Origin of the sequence: Pedobacter heparinus DSM 2366, assembly GCF_000023825.1 — a bacterium.
Classification (GTDB): Bacteria; Bacteroidota; Bacteroidia; order Sphingobacteriales; family Sphingobacteriaceae; genus Pedobacter; species Pedobacter heparinus.
This window is the reverse complement of the sequence record NC_013061.1, coordinates 1,590,869-1,609,122: the sequence shown is the minus strand read 5'-3', so window position 1 is coordinate 1,609,122 and position 18,254 is coordinate 1,590,869. Positions and strand designations below refer to the sequence as shown.

Sequence of the window (18,254 nt, the reverse complement as noted above, 5' to 3'; positions counted from 1 at the left end):
TTACTTAAATTCGAATTACCATTTATTATGAAAGACAGACTTAAACACTTACTGCTGCACCTCGCTGGTTTTGATCAAACAGAGCTTGAGCGCATTACTGAGCTTTTCAAATTAAAGGTTGTAAAACGAAACACAGTCTTGTTACGACAGGGCGAGGTATGTAATGCCTTCTATTATGTTAACAACGGCTGTTTGCGCACTTATTTTCTTGACAAAAACGGAATGGAGAAAACACGCTTTGTAATGACTGACTGTAATATTGGAACTGCATTAACAAGTTTTATTAATCAAACCCCTTCTGCTGAAATCATTGAAGCCACTGAAGATACAACGCTGCTTGCTATCAGCCATTCTAACTTTTTTCGGCTGAACAAAGAGATGGATGCCTGGAAATCTTTTTATCAAAAGATACTGGAAATGGCCTATTCGTACCAAAACCAAAGAATTGAACAGCTGGTTACACTTTCGGCCAAACAACGTTATGATCTGGTGCTAAAAGAAAAACCCATCTTGATTCAAAAGCTGTCAAACAGATCATTGGCCTCTTATCTGGATATCAGAGAAGAAACTTTGAGCAGGTTAAAATCAAAGTAGACCGATTTTGACCTATATCAATTCACAAAATGTAAATGTGGCTTATGTTTGTGTTCATTAAAATAGAACACTATGAAGCAATTTGCACTACTATTCAGAATGGATATCACCAATCCAGAGGCACAGCCTTCCAAAGAACAGATGAAAATTTACATGGAGCAATGGATGGCCTGGCTAAAGGGGATCGCTGCCACGCAACAGCTGGCAGATGGTGGAAATCATTTTTCACAGGATGGTGTTGTACTTAAACCTAAAGATACAACTATTGAAGGTCCGTACACATCAGAAAACCTATCCGTGGCAGGTTATATACTTATCTATGCAGATTCTTTTGATGACGCAATTATAATCGCAAAGAAGTGTCCGATACTTCAGGGAGAAAATACAAGTGTCGAGATAAGAGAGCTTGCCTCTATTGTAACGGTCAAATAGTTAATATCAATTGGGTGGACATACTATCCAAGAATATGGTGTGCAAGTACCTTCTGTATTATATATCATCAATTTACCCCTACCCTGCTGATGTCCGTTTGCTATTGTCCGTAAGCAGTTAGTACAACCAGTCCATGCCCGGTATACACTCAATTTACAACCGAACCAGCGCCGGCCATGAAACGAGCGTGAACCGGGCATGCCATAAACCTGAAGACCAATGACAGCAGTACAACAGCAGCCCAGCAGGCTTATAGTTAATAATTGTGTTTGAAAGAATATTATCTTTGGGTATTAAAAAGAAAATTGAGCATTCTCTCCCTTAGAGCAAAACGGCCATTTTTTCACTTTCATTCCCCGTTCTGTCCACTGCACTTACAGCAATTTTATTCAGTTTAACACCAGCCTCCAGTATGGACTTTACCAAAAATCTGTCCTGACGGTTCAGCACCACATAATTCCAGGTATTGCCATACTGATAATAAACCACCCATCTGAATACATCTTTCGCATCAGCATGGTTCCAGCTGATCTTTAACTGTCCCTGCTGCACATCTGTTTTTACAACAGGGGCCGCCGGGGCCTTATCATCCAGCCATGGGCTGGCCGGAACAAGGGCCTGTTTTTTATAAGGGCCTTCTACAATTCCTTTAATCAGTTTTTCGTGTTTGGTTAAACCGGCAATACTCCAGTGTACCGCACCCATACTATTAGGGACCATACCACGTGTAATCATGATCTGGTTGATCACCTCATCTACATTTTTGTCATCACCACCTAAACCTACGTTCATACCCGGCCACAAATGCCTGCCCATCGTATTTTCACTTGCCCACCAGCCTAGTAATACCGGAAAGCTTTGCTTTATCGTATTTACGCCCCAATACAATTGTGGGGTAAAATAATCAATCCAGCCTTTGTTTAACCAGAGTTTTGCATCAGCGTACAATTTATTGTACTGATCCATACCCTCAATAGACGCAGGATAACCTGGTTTCCATATACCAAAAGGACTTAAACCAAACTTTACATATTTCTTTTCAGCTTTAATCTCTTTATAAACCCTTTCTATAAACTGATTTACCCCCTGCCTGCGCCAATCGCCACGGGAAAGTTTACCTCCACTTTTCTGATAAGCGGCCCAGCCAGCCTCATCAGGAAAATCTGCTCCTCCGTTATAAGAGTCATAGGGATAAAAATAATCGTCAAAATGTACACCATCGATATCATAGCGTTTTACAATATCTTTAACCACTGCAGCAGCATGGTCCTGTGTACCTTTATTGGTTGGATCCATCCAGTACTGTCCATCTTTCAGCTTCACCACCAGGTCGGGACGCTTTTTAACAATGGATGCTTCAGTGATTGTTTTTCCTGAACTGTGATGGGCACGATATGGATTAAGCCAGACATGCAGCTCAAGTCCGCGATCATGTGCCGCCTCGATCCAAAATTGCAAAGGATCATAATAAGGATCGGGAGCCTGTCCCTGCTTACCGGTCAGAAAAACAGACCAGGGTTCCAGGTTACTTTTATAAAGTGCATCTGCCTGCGGTCTTACCTGAAATATGACCGCATTGAAGTTGTTATTTTTCAGAAAATCGAGTAAAAAGATGGCCTCTTTTTGCTGTTCAGCAGTACTTAAACCAGGTTTTGAAGGCCAGTTGATATTGGCGACCGAAGCGACCCATGCCGCCCTGAACTCTTTGGCTGCCTTGGGCAGATCTGACTGAACCTTAGGCTCAGCAACAGTACTAACTTTCTTACTGGTACTGCAGGAATAAAAAAACAGGCTGCTGCAGCACAGTGCAAGCAGACCTTTTTTAAGGAGGTTAAAAGAAGTTTTCAATAGTTTATTGGCTTATTGTATGTACCACAAAGCTACAAACTATAATTGGTCTTAACCTATAAGTAAAACATTTTTTACAGCCTTTAAGCAGTTTGCAATTTTGCTATATTTCTGTAAGGGAATGCAGGGAAAATATGACGCCTTGCAAACCTGCCCGGCGAATCGGCATTAACCAGTTTCACATATATGGCTTTGGGAACACCAAAATACTCATAAGCACTGCCATCCAGAAAATGTACGGTAAGTACCAGGCCAGCCCAGTTATAATCGGCTATGCCACAATTGGTAATGGTTTGTGTATATTCATCTAAAGACAGGGCCAGTGTTTCAGGAGCAATACTCACCAGGAAATGATAAGCTTCAATGATCTCCTTGCTTTTGGTTTCGGCTTCCAGCTTAGCGGCTTCACTATCCTGAAACTTGTCAGGGTGCCAGTCTTTCATTAAATTCCTGTAAATGGTCTTTAATTCTTTCAATTCGGCATCCTTTTGTACACCCAATAGTTTTCTGTAATCAGTGATCTTCTTCATAAAATTACACAAAGGTAAGGAATTTTATTTCTTCATCAATTCTTCATTCTATTACCTCAACTTTACATCAACAATTAACGAATAGAATTTTAAATAAAAAGATCATGAAAAAGTTATTAGGATTAATCGCAATTATGGCACTGGGTGTAACAACAACATTTGCCCAAACCCCGGCTACTGCTATTGCTCCGGCAAAAAAAGTGGTAAAAAAAGAAGTTAAAACAGTTGCGGCCCCAGTTAAAAAAGACGCTAAAGCAGCCACAACAACTGTAAAAACAACTACAACAACTGCAGCCAGCACCTTAAAAAAAGATGGCACCCCTGATATGCGCCTGAAAGCAAATAAAGCCAAAGCAGTAACAAAACCAGCTGCTCCTGTTAAAAAAGACGGCACGCCCGACATGCGCTACAAAGAAAATAAAGCTGCAGCAAAAAAAAATAAATAGTGGTTTAATGGTTTGATGTGAAAGAGGTGTTTTTCGGCACCTCTTTTTTTATACCCTAAAAAAACATAATTTGCCTGCAGCTAAATTCATTTCAGCGCATACTTAATTACAAAAAAGAACCTCATGAAACAATCACGCCGCAGTTTTCTGACCCAAATCGGTCTTTTATCAGCCAGTCCATTACTCGCATCCTCTGATTTACTGGCCTCAACATTGCCTGCTCCGGCAATTCAATATGGGTATGCCGCAATTACCTGGGGCAATGATATCAAACAATCCATTCTTGACATTTCTTCACTTGGATTTAAGGGAATTCAGCTGAGGGCAAATGCCTTTACAGAATTTGGACAGAAACCTGAAGAATTGATCCAGCTGCTGAAAGCGGCAAAACTGAAGCTGGCCATGTATTCGAGTGGCAATGCCAACATCAATACCGGAAACGATGAGGCCGAAATTGCCAAGCATGTTGAAAGTGCCCGTTTTGTAAAAATTTTAGGGGGCAGCAGCATTCAGCTGACCAATTCATCAAGACCTAAAACTGGTGAGGTAAGCAATGAAGACCTTGTAAAATACGCTAAACTATTAAATGAGATCGGCAAACGCACTGCTGCTATTGGCATAAAAACAACTTATCATAACCACATGGGGCAACTGGGACAAACCCCTGAAGAAGTGGACGTGATCTTAAAGCATACAGATCCGAAATTAGTGAAGCTTTTGCTGGATATCGGTCATTATCAGCAAGGTGGCGGAGACCCTGTAACGGCCATAAAAAAATACAAGGACCGTTTGGAATGCCTGCACATTAAAGACGTAAAAGATACCAGCGACGCCAAAGGTTTTATATTTGTAGAGCTTGGGCAGGGGCGTGTTGATCTGCCTGCGGTATTTGCGGCCTTAAAAGCAATTAATTACAGTAAATATGCTATTGTTGAACTGGATGCAGTTCCGGTAAAAGGCCGCACGCCCCTGGAAAGTGGCCAGATTACCCGCGATTATTTAATCAATAAACTCGGGATCACTATTTAAGGCACTTACATTCCGTCCTTTTATATTTGGAAATATGTTTAAGATTGCATTAGCAGAAGATGACCCTAAAATAGCCGATCTGATTAAAAGCGGGCTGGAAGAACAAGGCTATGAAATAACCAGTATTGCCGATGGACAGCAGGCATTGGAAAGTTTTGGCATAAACCATTTTGACCTTGTTATTCTGGATATTATGATGCCGGGACTTAATGGAATAGAACTTTGCAGGCAACTCCGCAGCAGCCATAAAAACCTGCCCATCCTGATGCTTACCGCACTGAGTACGGTAGACGATAAGGTAATGGGTTTAAAGGCGGGTGCCGATGATTACCTGGCCAAGCCTTTCCATTTTAAAGAGCTGCTTGCCAGAATTGAAGCGCTTTTACGCAGGTACAGCACCGGTACTATCCAAAAGCAACACCAACATGAACTTACTTTTGAAAACATTACTTTAAATACCTACAGCAAAGAGGTAAAAAGGGCCGGCATCAATATTGAGCTTACGGCAAAAGAGTTTACACTTCTTGAATTATTTTTACGAAACCCCAACAGGCTCTTGTCCAGACAGTATATTGCTGAAAACGCATGGGACATTAACTTTGATACCGGCACCAATGTGATTGACGTATATGTAAATTTTCTGCGCAATAAAATTGAAAAGGGATTTGACAGAAAAGTGATCCACACCAAAATAAATATGGGTTATATCCTTAAATAGCAGGCATGAAGATAAAAGACCGTCTTGCCTTATATTTTACCCTAAGCAGTACGCTGATCATGATGGTCATCTTATCGGCCATTTATTTTACCTTCCTTAAATTTCTGGAGGCTGATTTTTTTGCCCGCCTAACCGACCGTACCATGGTTACGGCAAAGCTGTACCTGGAAGCGGATGAAATTTCGCAGGACTCGCTCAATAAGGTAAGAAGCATGTACCTGGAAAAATTAAACGGAGAGGTGATCAGGATCTATAATTCCAAAAACACTGCGGCATTTATTGGCGATGACCAGCAATACTGGAGCAACAGCACCATCAATAAAGTAAGAGATGCGGGTAAATTGAGGTTTAAAGACGGAGAAAGACAGGTTGTGGGCATTTACTATAAAGATAACCAGGGCGATTTTGTGATCATTGCTTCGGCAGTAGACCAAAGCACCCATTACCGCCTTGATAAATTGCGCAGGATCATGCTGATCATCTTTGTGATCGTAGTTATCGGACTGCTGCTGTCGGGCCGCTGGATTGCCAACAAGATCTTAAGCCCTTTGGCACATTTTATTGAGGAGGTAAAACAGATTAAATCCAGTAATCTTCATTTCAGGGTGCATGAAGGGAAAAACAAAGATGAAATTAACTTACTGGCCCAAAATTTCAATAACCTGATGGAGCACCTGGAACAGGCTTTTGTATTGCAAAGAACCTTTGTGGCCAATGCTTCGCATGAGCTGAGGACACCCATTACCAGGATGATCATTTCTGCCGAGCTTTCCCTTTCCCAGGAAAGGGAAAAACAGGATTACCGTAAAGCCTTAAGTTCTGTACTGGAAGATGCCGAAAAAATGGAAGGTATTATCACAGGATTGGTGAACCTTGCACAGACCGATCTGGAATTTGCCTCATCACAGCTTAGTCCGGTCCGCATTGATGAAACCTTATGGACACTGCAAAATGAATGGAAGGAGTCGGCCGCACTTAACCTCCGGATCGACATGCAGAACCTTCCTGAAAATGAGCGTGAACTGCTGATTAAAGCCAACCCTGTTCTGCTTCATATTGCACTCAATAACATCATATCCAATGCTTTTAAATTTTCGGACAACAAACCCGTCTATTGCCTGCTTGATATGCAGGACACAGCAATTGAACTTTCTTTTACAGACCAAGGGCCCGGCATAGCAGAAGACGCATTTACAGAAATATTTAAGCCCTTTTACAGTGCTACCACAGAAAGCAGGCACAGGGGAAATGGCATGGGGCTTTATATGGCCCATAAAATCATTACTCTTTATAAAGGCCAAATCAGTGTAATGTCGGAAAAAGGCCATGGCACTACCATTAAGGTGGTTTTCCCTAAACTTTAATCCCGTTTTAATTTCACTTTAATTTTTGTTTAATGCTATAGCGATAGGTTTGACCAAACACTATACAAATGGTCCGCATATCGTTAAAACGCAAAACCCTGTTGAGCATACTGTTGCTGTTACTTACAGCGGTAACTGTAACAGCCCAGTCGCAAAATACCATTCAGCTCAGTTTAAAAGAGGCTGAAAAACTTTTTGTACAAAATAACTATCAGCTCCTTGTTCAGCAATACCAAACCGATCAGGCCCGGGCCGAAGTAATTACTGCCCGCTTGTTTGACAATCCTGAAATCAGTTATGAAAACCTGTTGTACAATCCTGAAACCAGGAGATTTCTGGGTACAAGCTGGGCCACCGGCCAGTACCAGGCCTCGGTATCACAACTGATCAGGCTGGCAGGGAAGCGGAATAAAAACATCCAGCTGGCCGCATCCGGGGTTAAAATGGCCGAATATCAGTACTTTGACCTGATGCGTAGCCTGCGCTTTAACCTCAGTTCTACTTTCTACAAAACCTATTACAACCAGCAGTCGGCCAAAGTTTACGAACAACAGATCAACTCGTTAAAGCTGCTGCTAAGCGCCAATGAGCAACAGTTAAAACTGGGCAATGTAGCCCTTAAAGACATCATCAGGATCAGATCCCTGCTTTATACCCTGCAAGGTGAGTACAGCACCCTGATGAATGAAATTGAAGATTCACAAACGGAACTTAAAATGCTGACCAGCCTGCCGGCAAATTCCGATCTGTTGCTGCTTGTATCTCCGGAGGAAGAGCAAAATTATCAACCTGACAAACAGGCATATACCAATTTACTGGATTCGGCACGAAACAACCGTGCAGACCTGCAGCTGGCTAAAAGCGGAATTACCTATGCAGAAAACAACCTCAGATTACAAAAGGCCAATGCCGTACCCGATGTAGAGCTTTCACTGAGTTATGATATGAAAGGAAGTTATCCCGAAAACTATACGGGTATAGGCATTAAAATGCCCTTGCCACTGTTCAACCGCAACCAGGGAGAACTTAAAAAAGCCAGGATTGCCCTGGAAGCCGGGAAAACCCAATTACGGCAACAGGATGCACAACTGGAAAATGAAGTATACAACAGCTATACCTCGGCCCTGCGTACCGAAAACTTATATCAGGGTTTTGACAAGAATTTCAATGCTGATTTTGATAAGCTGATTGCCGAAGTGATCAAAAATTTCAAAAACCGAAACATCAGCCTTATTGAGTTTTTGGACTTCTACGACTCCTACAAGGCCAGCACCCTGCAGATGAATAACTTAAGATACGAACGTATGAACGCCAAAGAAGAAATCAATTTTGTAACCGGATCTAACATTTTTAAATAAACGCACATCATGCAAAATACATTAAAAAACATCGGTATGTCCATCACTTTGTCTGTTGCGCTGTTCCTATCCAGCTGCACAGAACAGGTAAAAGAAACGCCTAAAGATGAAAAGTTTGAACTGACTGACGCAGTGCTGGAAAGACTGCAGATAGATACGGTAAAAGGTGCCGATAACCAGACCGACATCAACTTCTCGGCAAAAATTACGGCCAACGAAGAAAAAATGGCTAAAATATACCCCATGGTAAGCGGACAGCTACAAAATGTACCGGCAAAGCTGGGCGACCGTGTAGACAAGGGACAGTTACTGGCTACCATGACAAGTGCCGAAATGGCCGGCTTTGACAAAGAGGCCATCAGCTCTTCGGCTGAATTAAGAAATGCACAGCACAACCTGAAACTTACTGAAGACCTGTACAATAGCGGCCTTGCATCAGCCCGGGAACTGGAACAGGCCAAAAATGAACTGCTGGTAAAACAAGCTGAAGATAAAAGGAGCCGTTCTATTCTGAACCTCAACGGGGGCAATAAAAATGGGATATATACCTTAAGATCACCTTTATCTGGTTTTATCATCGAAAAAAATGTAACCAGTAACATGCAGGTAAGGCCAGACAACAACCAAAATCTGTTTACGGTGGCCGACCTTTCCGATGTATGGGCCCTGATCAACATTTATGAAAGCGATATCTCTAAGGTAAAAGAAGGTGACGAAGTGAACATTTCCATTCTTTCCTATCCGGACAAACCTTTTAAAGGCAGGATCAGTAAGATCTATAACATGCTCGACAACGACAGTAAAGTAATGAATGCACGGGTGCTGATCAACAATCCCGGTTATTTACTAAAACCAGGCATGATGGCCAGTGTACAGATCAATACAAAAAACGGGACCAGTTTACCCTCGGTAAATGCCAATTGTCTCATTTTCGACAACAATAAATATTTTGTACTGGTGCTGGACAAAGTAAAGAAAATCAGGATCCAGGAAATAGAGCTGGGCAGGAAATTTGAAGACAAAACCTATGTGAGCAAAGGGCTGAATGCCGGCGACCGTGTGGTAGCTTCTAAACAGCTCTTCCTTTACGATAGCCTCAAACCATAAATTCATCACCTTTAAATACAAGCTATAATGAATAAATTCATTAAGTCTATCATAAATTTTGCCCTTAAAAATAAATATTTCATTTTTTTTGCAACGTTTATCCTGGTCCTTGCCGGTTATTTAAGCTTCAAGCATACCACTATTGAGGCTTTTCCTGATGTGACCAATACCAATATCACCATTATTACCCAATGGCCTGGCAGAAGTGCTGAAGAGGTTGAAAAATTTGTTTCACGTCCGCTGGAAATTGCCATGAACCCTACCGAAAAAAGAACCAGTATCCGCTCTTCTTCCCTCTTTGGTTTATCGGTGGTAAAGATCACATTTGAAGACAATGTTGATTACCAGTTTGCCCGCGTACAGGTAAACAACCATCTTGATGAGGCAGACCTTCCATCCGGAGCCAGGCCCGAAGTACAGCCCCCTTACGGTCCTACAGGCGAAATATTTCGCTATACACTAAAAAGTGATAAGCAATCGGTAAGGGAATTAAAAACGCTGCAGGACTGGGTGGTACAACGCGAGCTGCTCTCTGTTCCGGGAATTGCCGATGTGGTTAGTTTTGGTGGCGAAGTTAAAACCTATCAGATTACGGTAGACCCTCAAAAGTCGTTACAATATGGCGTAACCGCTACTGAGCTATTCAATGCTGTTTCCAAAAGCAATATCAATGTTGGAGGTGATGTAATAGAACAAAGTGGCCAGGCCTATGTAGTGAGGGGTATAGGGGTGCTCAATAACATTGATGAAATTAAAAACATTATTGTAGATAATTTTCATGGGACACCTGTGTATGTTAAAACCATCGCCGAGGTAACAGAAGCTGCCCTTCCCCGCCTGGGACAGGTAGGCCGCGACCGTGATCCGGATGTGGTAGAGGGTATTGTGGTGATGCGTAAGGGCGAAAACCCCAGCGAAGTGATCCGCGCCCTGAAGGAGAAAATAAAAGATGTTAATGACAACATTTTACCGGGCGATGTAAAAATAAGCCCGTTTTATGACCGCGAAGATCTGGTCAATTTTGCAACCCATACCGTAATGCACAATATGCTGGAGGGTATCATCTTCGTAACACTGATCGTGTTCCTTTTTATGGCCGACTGGCGTACTACACTTATTGTTTCAGTGATTATCCCGCTTGCATTGCTCTTTGCTTTTATTTGCTTAAAGCTAAAGGGGATGTCGGCCAACCTCCTTTCTATGGGTGCCATTGATTTCGGGATCATCATTGATGGTGCAGTAGTCATGGTAGAAGGGATTTTTGTGGCGCTCGACTATAGTGCCCATAAAAATGGGACAGAGAAATTCAACCGCATGAGCAAACTTGGCATCATCAAAAAAGCTTGCCTGGAAAACGGTAAGGGCATCTTTTTTGCCAAACTGATCATCATTACCGGCCTGATGCCCATTTTTACCTTCGAAAAAGTAGAGGGCAAGATGTTTTCTCCGCTGGCCTGGACTTTAAGTTTTGCCCTACTGGGTGCTTTGTTATTGACATTTACCCTTGTACCTGCCATGGCCAGCGTATTGCTAAACAAAAATGTAAAGGAAAAGCACAATATCTTTCTGGAATATCTTACCAGGGGGGTAATGAAAACTTACAACAGGGCATTTAAAGCCAGAAAAATTGTTTTTATCAGTGCTTTGGTCGTTTTGGTCATCGGTTTTTTCAGTTTCAGGTTCCTGGGTACTGAGTTCCTGCCTTCATTGGATGAAGGCTCTATTTATGTAAGGGCCAGTGCCTCGCTTAGCGTTTCCCTGAATGAAACAAAAAAACTGAGCAATGAGATGCGAAAGATCTTTTTGAGCTTTGAAGAAGTAAAGCAGGTGATGTCGCAAACAGGCAGGCCCAATGACGGTACGGATGCAACAGGTTTTTATAATATGGAGTTCCTGGTAGATATTTATCCCAAATCGGAGTGGAAACGAAAAGAGAGCAAAGAACAACTGGTACAACGTATGCAGGAAAAGCTGAAAGGTTACCCTGGTATCAGCCTGAATTTTTCCCAGCCGATATCTGATAACGTTGAAGAAGCCGTATCGGGTGTAAAAGGCTCTATTGTGGTAAAGATGTTTGGCAATGACTTCAGTTTTATAGAACAACAGGAAGAAAAAATAGCGCACATTTTAAAAACTGTTCCCGGCATTGAAGACCTTGGCATTTTAAGAAACCTGGGCCAGCCGGAACTCAGGATTAACCTGGACCAGAGCAAAATGGCCCTGTATGGGGTAACCACGGAAGATGCCAACTCCATTATCGAAATGGCCATTGGCGGTAAAGCGGCTACCCAGATCTATGAGGGCGAAAGAAAATTTGACCTCAGGATCCGTTATCCTGAAGATTTCAGGAATGATGAGGCTTCAATAGCTGCCCTGCGTATCCCTACCCTTTCAGGGGCAAAAGTACCACTCAGTGAAATATCCACTATCCGGAAAATCACCGGTCCAAGCATCATTTACAGGGATAAACACCAAAGGTATGGTGCTATAAAATTTTCTATACGTGGCCGGGATATGGGCAGTACCATAGCCGAAGCGCAAAGAAAAGTAGCAGCAGAGATCAAACTGCCAAAAGAATATAAGCTGGAATGGGCAGGCGATTTCGAGAACCAGCAAAGGGCAACGGCCAGACTGTCGACCGCAGTTCCGATCAGTTTACTGCTGATCTTTTTTATCCTGTTTGTGCTGTTCGGAAATATAAAAGATGCCCTTCTTGTTTTAAATAACGTACCTTTTGCCATGGTTGGCGGCATACTTGCCCTGCTCATTACCAAAGTAAACTTCAACATCTCGGCAGGAATAGGGTTTATTGCATTGTTTGGTATCTGTGTTCAAAATGGGGTAATCCTGATTACAAGGTTCAAAAGCAATATGGCCGAGCTGAAGCACCATCCGACCTGGACCTTTGCAGATGCCATACGGGATGGTGTGGCCACAAGGTTAAGACCGGTAATCATGACGGCGATGATGGCTGCAATAGGACTGATGCCTGCTGCTTTATCAACAGGCATAGGTTCGGAAGCTTCCAAACCACTGGCCATTGTGGTAATTGGTGGACTGATCACCAATACATTCTTCAATCTTTTTGTATACCCAATAGTTGTATACTGGGCTTATCACAAAAGAATGGCCCATTTAAAACACTGATGTCACAGCAGCCTAAAACCGGCTGGCAAATGAAAAACCTGGCGCTTTGTCCTGATAAGTTGGTACAAGTGAAAAATTGGCTGATCTGTTGCCACTGATTAATTTTTTCAGTGCAGGGTATACCAGGTAGCTCAGTTTGGTTGACACGATACCAAAGCCCGCACCCGCCACTACATCGCTTACCCAATGCCTGTTGTTGTACAACCGGAAAATGCCGGTTGTACCAGCTACAGCATAGCCGGCATAACCGATCCAGGGAGAAACATCTTTATACTCCTGTTTCAGAAATTCGGCTGCAGCAAATGAAGTTGCCGTATGGCCCGAAGGAAAAGAATCGTTAGTGCTTCCATCGGGACGCAGGCGTCCTGTAGCAGATTTCACCATAAGCGTTGAAGCTTTCATCAATCCAAAAGAAATGGCATAAATGCCTGTTGCATCTACCAGGTTATGTTTGCCCTTTACTCCTGATAAATTTAAGGCATAAACAGCCGCAGCCGGTGCATATTGCATAAAATCATCTGCATGAACAGAGAACAGCGGATGATCTTCCTGAAGTTCGTTCCTTGTTGTTACATCCAGGTCATGAACAAAATTATGGCCGCCGCCCATTGCCCCATAGCCTAAAAAAATGGCCGGAATGATAAAAGGGGCAATTTTAAAGCTCGTTTTTTTAGCTGTTGTATCAATAGGGGCAGCTTGCCGGGCAAGGGTTAATAAAGGAAAACACAGGCCCAGTAACAGGAGACATTTCAATCTAATCATCTTCAAAAAAATCAGCTTCAAAGCTAATATACAATTTTGAAGAAAATTTGTAGTGTCAGTAACTATTTAAAAACAAAAGGTACCCTTGCTGCTTTATAATTTAATGCATTTGTGGTACCAGCAGTTACATCTATGGTAACCCCTGTTATTTTTCCCGACAAATCTGAAGTCAGAAATACAGCTACATTAGCGATGTCATTCATCATGGGCAGCTTTTTAAGCATGGTGTCATCTTCCAGCTTTTTGATAAAGGCAGCAACCTCAGCTCCCCCATTGGCGAGTGCTTCCGTAAATGGTCTTGAATCCGGTGATCCGGCCGACCTGATGTTCACTACCCGCACCCCGTGTGGCCCAAGTTCCGTAGCCAGGTCTCTGGAAAAACCTTCAAGCGCACAGCAGGCAGGACCAAAGCCCCCAACCAGTGGATAAGCTGTTCCTCCAGGTGTTGCTGTAAGAGAGAGGATTACCCCCGATCCCTGTTTCATCATCACCCTGGCCGCAGCTGTTGTGGTTAAAAAGTGAGTTTCCATAGCGATATTGATGGGACGTGTAAAATCATCCAGTGACATTTCTACCAGGGGAATATCCTGGGTATCCTGGGTATTGATCAGGTTAAAAGAGAGATCAACACTCCCCGCTTCACGGACTACGCTATGGATATGCTCATTGATCGCTGTTGGGTCCAGGGCATTTACTTCGGCTATTTCAGCCTGCCCGCCAAGAGCCTCAATCTCCTTTGCTACCTTTTGAAGAGAAGCCAGCCGGTGCCCGGTAAGAAACACCCTCGCTCCTGCGGCAGCCAGTGCAAGGGAAACAGCTCCCCCTATTGATCCGCCTGCACCATAGATTACTGCATTTTTATTATGAAGTGTCATCTGTTACGCTTTATATGTATTACAAATTTAAGGGCAAAGCCCATCTCGTATGCGGTCTCAACATGACAAATAAGAGGGGGATTCGCGACAAATACATGGCACCAAAATCTCGTCACCTCACAAACGAAGCATAATGCAAGTAGAATTTAACATAATTTTAAACAAAAAATAACAAAATACAATATTTTTTAACAACAAAAAAAGCTAGTATTGCAGCAGATTTCACACACACAATGTTATCACCATGTTAAAAAAGAAACTTTTAATTTCCTTTACTTTTTGTCTTTTCCTATACTGTGCATACGGACAATCCAAACCAGAATGGCATGCCCACAGGGGTTTTAGGGGATTGATGGCAGAAAGCACAATCCCTGCCATGAAGAATGCCCTGGATCTTAAAGCTGATGTACTGGAATTCGACATCACCTTTACCAAAGATAAACAGGCAGTAGTGTCTCATGATCCTAAACTCGACTATCTCATTACCCTCGACAAAGACGGAAAAGAAATTCCTAAAGCAGCTAATCTGGCCATCTATCAGATGGAATATAAAGTACTTAAAACTTACGACATTGGTTCTAAACAGCACAAGGATTTTCCCGGGCAAAAGAATTTTAAAGCACACATGCCTTTATTGAAAGAACTATTGGATTCGGTTGAACACTATGCGACATTGAAAGGTTATCAAAAACCTGTTTACAATATAGAAACCAAAACATCCAAAGCCAGGGATGGCATTTACCAGCCAGCGCCCGAAGAATTTGTAAAACGGTTAATGAAAGTCATTTATAAAGCTAAAGTGCAGGATAGGGTAATTATCCAGTCTTTCGATCCAAGAACACTTGAAATTGTAAGAAGGGATTACCCGAAAGTTGCTGTAATGCTCATTACCGTTAAAGGCAACTTGTCAGATAATATGAAAAAACTGAGCTTCCTTCCGGATTATTATGCACCGTCACCTAACCTGATCAATAAAGAAGTGGTAGATTTCTGTAAGCAACAAGGAATAAAACTGTTGTGCGGAAATACGAACAATAAAAAAGATATCGAAAAAGTACTGGCATTGGGCGTAACCAGGGTTTGCAGTGATTATCCGTACCAGCTTATTCCGGCTGAATAAGCACAAACCGGACCAGTTGAAACTCTTTTTTTATGTTTTCGCGAATGCGTTCTATGGCCCCTGTGATCTCCTCTGTATCCAGATGATCTTCAAAATCTATGATGAGCATTAATACAACTTCCTCGGGTGACTGGTAAGTGGAAAGTATATTTTTAACTTTCAGCACTGCTGCATCTTTTTCTGCAAGTTCTGCAATCTTCTGTCTGGTTTCCGGAGCTATCCCTTCTCCCATGAGCAAACTTCTGCTTTCCCTGGCCAGGATAAAAGAAACAAAAACCAGCAATAAGCCCACAATTACCGATGCCAGTCCATCCAGTTCCGGAATATGCAAGGCATGGCTTAGGCCCATCAGTATCATCACAATGATTAAACCTGCTACTGCTGCCCCATCTTCAAAAACAACCAGAAAACTGGAAGGGTCCTTGCTTTTAATAATGGCGTCCCACCACCCTGCCCCGTTGCGGGTCTTGTTAAACGCTTTAACTGCGATGAACAAAGATGTACCTTCAAAAATAAGCGAGAGGACCAATACCACATAGTTCCAGATTGGATCTTTCATCAGCTCCGGTTCCCTGATGTGTACAACTCCCTGAAAAATTGACAAAGCGCCCCCCAAACCGAATATCAGGATGGAGACCACAAAGGACCAGAAATAAAGTTCCTTTCCATAACCGAAGGGATGATATTGATCTGCTGGTTTTCTGCTCCTTTTTAACCCATACAAAAGCAGCAGCTGATTGGTGGTATCCACTGTCGAATGTATACCTTCAGAAATCATAGATGAACTGTTGGTAAATGCCCCCGCAATAAACTTTGTTATTGCAATCAGCAAATTAGCAGCAAGTGCACTATAAATTGATTTTTGGTTGTTGGCCATCTTATTATAATGCTATCAACAGAGGTGCAGGGAAATTGTTTTGAGTTAAACCAGTGCATCCAGCAGGTTATCGTCAACCAGGTTTGGCAGGGTAATATTTAAATCCGGCGTCCTGCCCATTTCCCTTTCAATCGCAAATCTGGCTTCTTTGTTCCGTGCCCAGCTTCGTCTTGCTATGCCATTGTTTACATCAAAAAAGAGCATACTTTTCAGTTTTTCAGCAGCTGTAGCGGTACCATCCAGTACCATTCCAAAGCCTCCGTTAATCACTTCACCCCAGCCTACACCACCACCATTATGGACCGACACCCAGGTTGCGCCCCTGAAACTATCACCAATAACGTTCTGAATAGCCATATCGGCTGTAAAACGACTGCCATCGTAAATGTTACTCGTTTCCCTGAAAGGAGAATCTGTGCCGCTCACGTCGTGATGATCACGGCCCAGAACAATGGGTGCTTTTAACCTGCCTTCCTGAACAGCGGTATTAAACGCCGCTGCTATTTTGGCCCTGCCTTCAGCATCTGCGTACAAAATCCTGGCCTGGGAACCCACCACCAGCTTGTTGGCCCCGGCTTCCCTGATCCAGGTTATATTGTCCTGCAGCTGCTGCTGTATTTCAACAGGGGCTTCTGTCCTGATCTCCTGCAAAACCTCCATGGCAATCACGTCCGTTGTTACCAGATCCTCAGGGTCACCCGAAGTACACACCCATCTGAAGGGGCCAAAACCATAATCAAAACACATCGGCCCCAAAATATCTTCTACATATGAAGTATATTTAAAATCTACGCCATCATCAGCCATTACATCCGCTCCTGCCCTGCTGCATTCCAGCAGGAAGGCATTCCCATAGTCAAAGAAATATGTACCCTTATTTACATGCCGGTTCACGGCTGCAGCATGCCTGATCAATGAAGCCTCTACCTTTTCTTTAAAAAGAGCAGGCGCTTCGGCCATCATCTGGTTCGCTTCCGCATAAGTAAGCCCTGCAGGATAGTAGCCGCCAGACCATGGGTTATGGAGCGAAGTCTGGTCCGATCCGATCTCTACCAGAACACCTGCGGCATCAAAACCTTCCCAAACATCTACCACATTTCCAATATAAGCCAGCGATACTGTTTCTTTTATTTCCTTTGCTGCTTTTACCCTTTGCAATAAAGCATCTAAATTGAAAATGAGCTCATCTACCCAGCCTTGCTGATGCCTTTTTCTTGCCGCTTCAGGATTAATTTCAGCACATACTGTAATACAACCTGTGATATTTCCTGCCTTAGGTTGTGCGCCGCTCATGCCCCCTAAACCTGCGGTAAGAAAAACCCGGCCTGCCGGGCTTTCTGACATCCCCAGTTTTCTCCTGAAAGCATTCATCAGTGTAATTGTAGTACCATGCACAATCCCCTGAGGACCAATATACATATACGAACCAGCCGTCATCTGCCCATATTGGGTTACCCCTAAAGCATTGTATTTTTCCAGGTCGTCTGCCGAAGAATAATTCGGGATCATCATGCCATTTGTGACCACTACACGTGGTGCTGCCGGCGAAGAAGGAAACAAGCCCTGTGGATGACCGCTATAGATATTTAAGGTTTGGCCATCTGTCATTCCGGCCAGGTATTGCATCGTGATCAGGTATTGCGCCCAGTTTTGAAAAACACTGCCATTTCCACCATAAGTGATCAGTTCATGCGGATGCTGGGCAATTGACGGGTCAAGATTATTCTGGATCATCAGCTGTATACAGGCAGCATGCAAACTTTGAAAAGGATACTCCTGTACTGGCCGGGCATACATCTCATAATCCGGCCTGAAACGGTACATATAAATGCGTCCGTAGGTTTCCAGTTCTGCTAAAAACTCAGTGGCCAGTTCAGCATGCCAGCCTTCCGGGAAATAACGCAGCGCATTGCGTAAAGCAAGTTTTTTTTCTTCCTTCGTTAAAATGGCCTTTTTTTTAGGCGCGTGGTTTACCTGCGTATCATAAACCTTTTTTTTAGGCAGTGCCCTTGGTATCCCCTGTAAGATCTGTGCTTTAAAGTCCAT

At 43.0% G+C, this 18,254-nt stretch carries 16 protein-coding genes; 10 read left to right on the top strand and 6 right to left on the bottom strand.

Annotation, left to right across the window (positions count from 1 at the left end):
• The first annotated feature begins 27 nt into the window (after positions 1-27).
• Positions 28-594 (top strand): Crp/Fnr family transcriptional regulator, encoded by a 567-nt coding sequence (locus PHEP_RS06755; protein WP_012781510.1) that lies wholly within the window; start codon positions 28-30, stop codon positions 592-594.
• A 72-nt stretch (positions 595-666) separates the two neighbouring features.
• Positions 667-1,026, top strand: coding sequence for a YciI family protein (locus tag PHEP_RS06750; protein WP_036673856.1), 360 nt, complete (start codon positions 667-669; stop codon positions 1,024-1,026).
• Between the two features lie 322 nt (positions 1,027-1,348).
• Here the strand turns inward: PHEP_RS06750 and PHEP_RS06745 are convergent, their stop codons facing one another.
• Together PHEP_RS06745 and PHEP_RS06740 are read right to left on the bottom strand one after the other, a co-directional pair.
• The gene (locus tag PHEP_RS06745; RefSeq protein WP_012781508.1) at positions 1,349-2,875 is read right to left on the bottom strand and encodes a glycoside hydrolase family 10-like protein; all 1,527 of its coding nucleotides are present in this window, start codon (positions 2,873-2,875) and stop codon (positions 1,349-1,351) included.
• Positions 2,876-2,958: 83 nt separating this feature from the next.
• On the bottom strand, positions 2,959-3,405 hold the full coding sequence (locus tag PHEP_RS06740; protein WP_012781507.1) for a KTSC domain-containing protein: 447 nt from the start codon (positions 3,403-3,405) through the stop codon (positions 2,959-2,961).
• A 104-nt stretch (positions 3,406-3,509) separates the two neighbouring features.
• Between PHEP_RS06740 and PHEP_RS06735 the strand changes: the two genes are divergently transcribed.
• The 7 genes from PHEP_RS06735 to PHEP_RS06705 all read left to right on the top strand — a co-directional run bounded on the left by PHEP_RS06735 (position 3,510) and on the right by PHEP_RS06705 (position 12,574).
• Entirely contained in the window at positions 3,510-3,851 is a 342-nt protein-coding gene (locus tag PHEP_RS06735; protein ID WP_012781506.1) for a hypothetical protein, read from the top strand.
• Between the two features lie 123 nt (positions 3,852-3,974).
• On the top strand, positions 3,975-4,880 hold the full coding sequence (locus PHEP_RS06730) for a sugar phosphate isomerase/epimerase family protein (protein WP_012781505.1): 906 nt from the start codon (positions 3,975-3,977) through the stop codon (positions 4,878-4,880).
• Positions 4,881-4,914: 34 nt separating this feature from the next.
• The gene (locus tag PHEP_RS06725) at positions 4,915-5,598 is read left to right on the top strand and encodes a response regulator transcription factor (protein WP_012781504.1); all 684 of its coding nucleotides are present in this window, start codon (positions 4,915-4,917) and stop codon (positions 5,596-5,598) included.
• Between the two features lie 5 nt (positions 5,599-5,603).
• Entirely contained in the window at positions 5,604-6,962 is a 1,359-nt protein-coding gene (locus tag PHEP_RS06720) for a HAMP domain-containing sensor histidine kinase (protein WP_012781503.1), read from the top strand.
• Between the two features lie 68 nt (positions 6,963-7,030).
• A complete protein-coding gene (locus PHEP_RS06715) occupies positions 7,031-8,320 on the top strand; it encodes a TolC family protein (protein WP_012781502.1) in 1,290 nt (429 codons plus the stop codon).
• Positions 8,321-8,329: 9 nt separating this feature from the next.
• Positions 8,330-9,427 (top strand): efflux RND transporter periplasmic adaptor subunit, encoded by a 1,098-nt coding sequence (locus PHEP_RS06710; RefSeq protein ID WP_012781501.1) that lies wholly within the window; start codon positions 8,330-8,332, stop codon positions 9,425-9,427.
• A 27-nt stretch (positions 9,428-9,454) separates the two neighbouring features.
• Positions 9,455-12,574, top strand: coding sequence for an efflux RND transporter permease subunit (locus PHEP_RS06705; protein WP_012781500.1), 3,120 nt, complete (start codon positions 9,455-9,457; stop codon positions 12,572-12,574).
• A 12-nt stretch (positions 12,575-12,586) separates the two neighbouring features.
• Here the strand turns inward: PHEP_RS06705 and PHEP_RS06700 are convergent, their stop codons facing one another.
• Together PHEP_RS06700 and PHEP_RS06695 are read right to left on the bottom strand one after the other, a co-directional pair.
• Entirely contained in the window at positions 12,587-13,336 is a 750-nt protein-coding gene (locus PHEP_RS06700; RefSeq protein ID WP_012781499.1) for a phosphatase PAP2 family protein, read from the bottom strand.
• A 62-nt stretch (positions 13,337-13,398) separates the two neighbouring features.
• Positions 13,399-14,211, bottom strand: coding sequence for an SDR family NAD(P)-dependent oxidoreductase (locus PHEP_RS06695; RefSeq protein WP_012781498.1), 813 nt, complete (start codon positions 14,209-14,211; stop codon positions 13,399-13,401).
• 244 nt (positions 14,212-14,455) lie between these two features.
• On the opposite strand from PHEP_RS06695, the gene PHEP_RS06690 reads away from it, so the two are divergent.
• Complete coding sequence (locus PHEP_RS06690; RefSeq protein ID WP_012781497.1) at positions 14,456-15,331, top strand: glycerophosphodiester phosphodiesterase; 876 nt, start codon at positions 14,456-14,458, stop codon at positions 15,329-15,331.
• On the opposite strand, the gene PHEP_RS06685 is transcribed toward PHEP_RS06690, so the two are convergent.
• The gene (locus tag PHEP_RS06685) at positions 15,315-16,208 is read right to left on the bottom strand and encodes a cation diffusion facilitator family transporter (RefSeq protein ID WP_012781496.1); all 894 of its coding nucleotides are present in this window, start codon (positions 16,206-16,208) and stop codon (positions 15,315-15,317) included. The two genes, PHEP_RS06690 and PHEP_RS06685, sit on opposite strands and share 17 nt — an antisense overlap.
• A gap of 45 nt (positions 16,209-16,253) precedes the next feature.
• Positions 16,254-18,254 carry a urocanate hydratase gene (locus tag PHEP_RS06680; protein ID WP_012781495.1) on the bottom strand — a complete coding sequence of 667 codons (2,001 nt, stop codon included), beginning with the start codon at positions 18,252-18,254 and terminating at the stop codon, positions 16,254-16,256.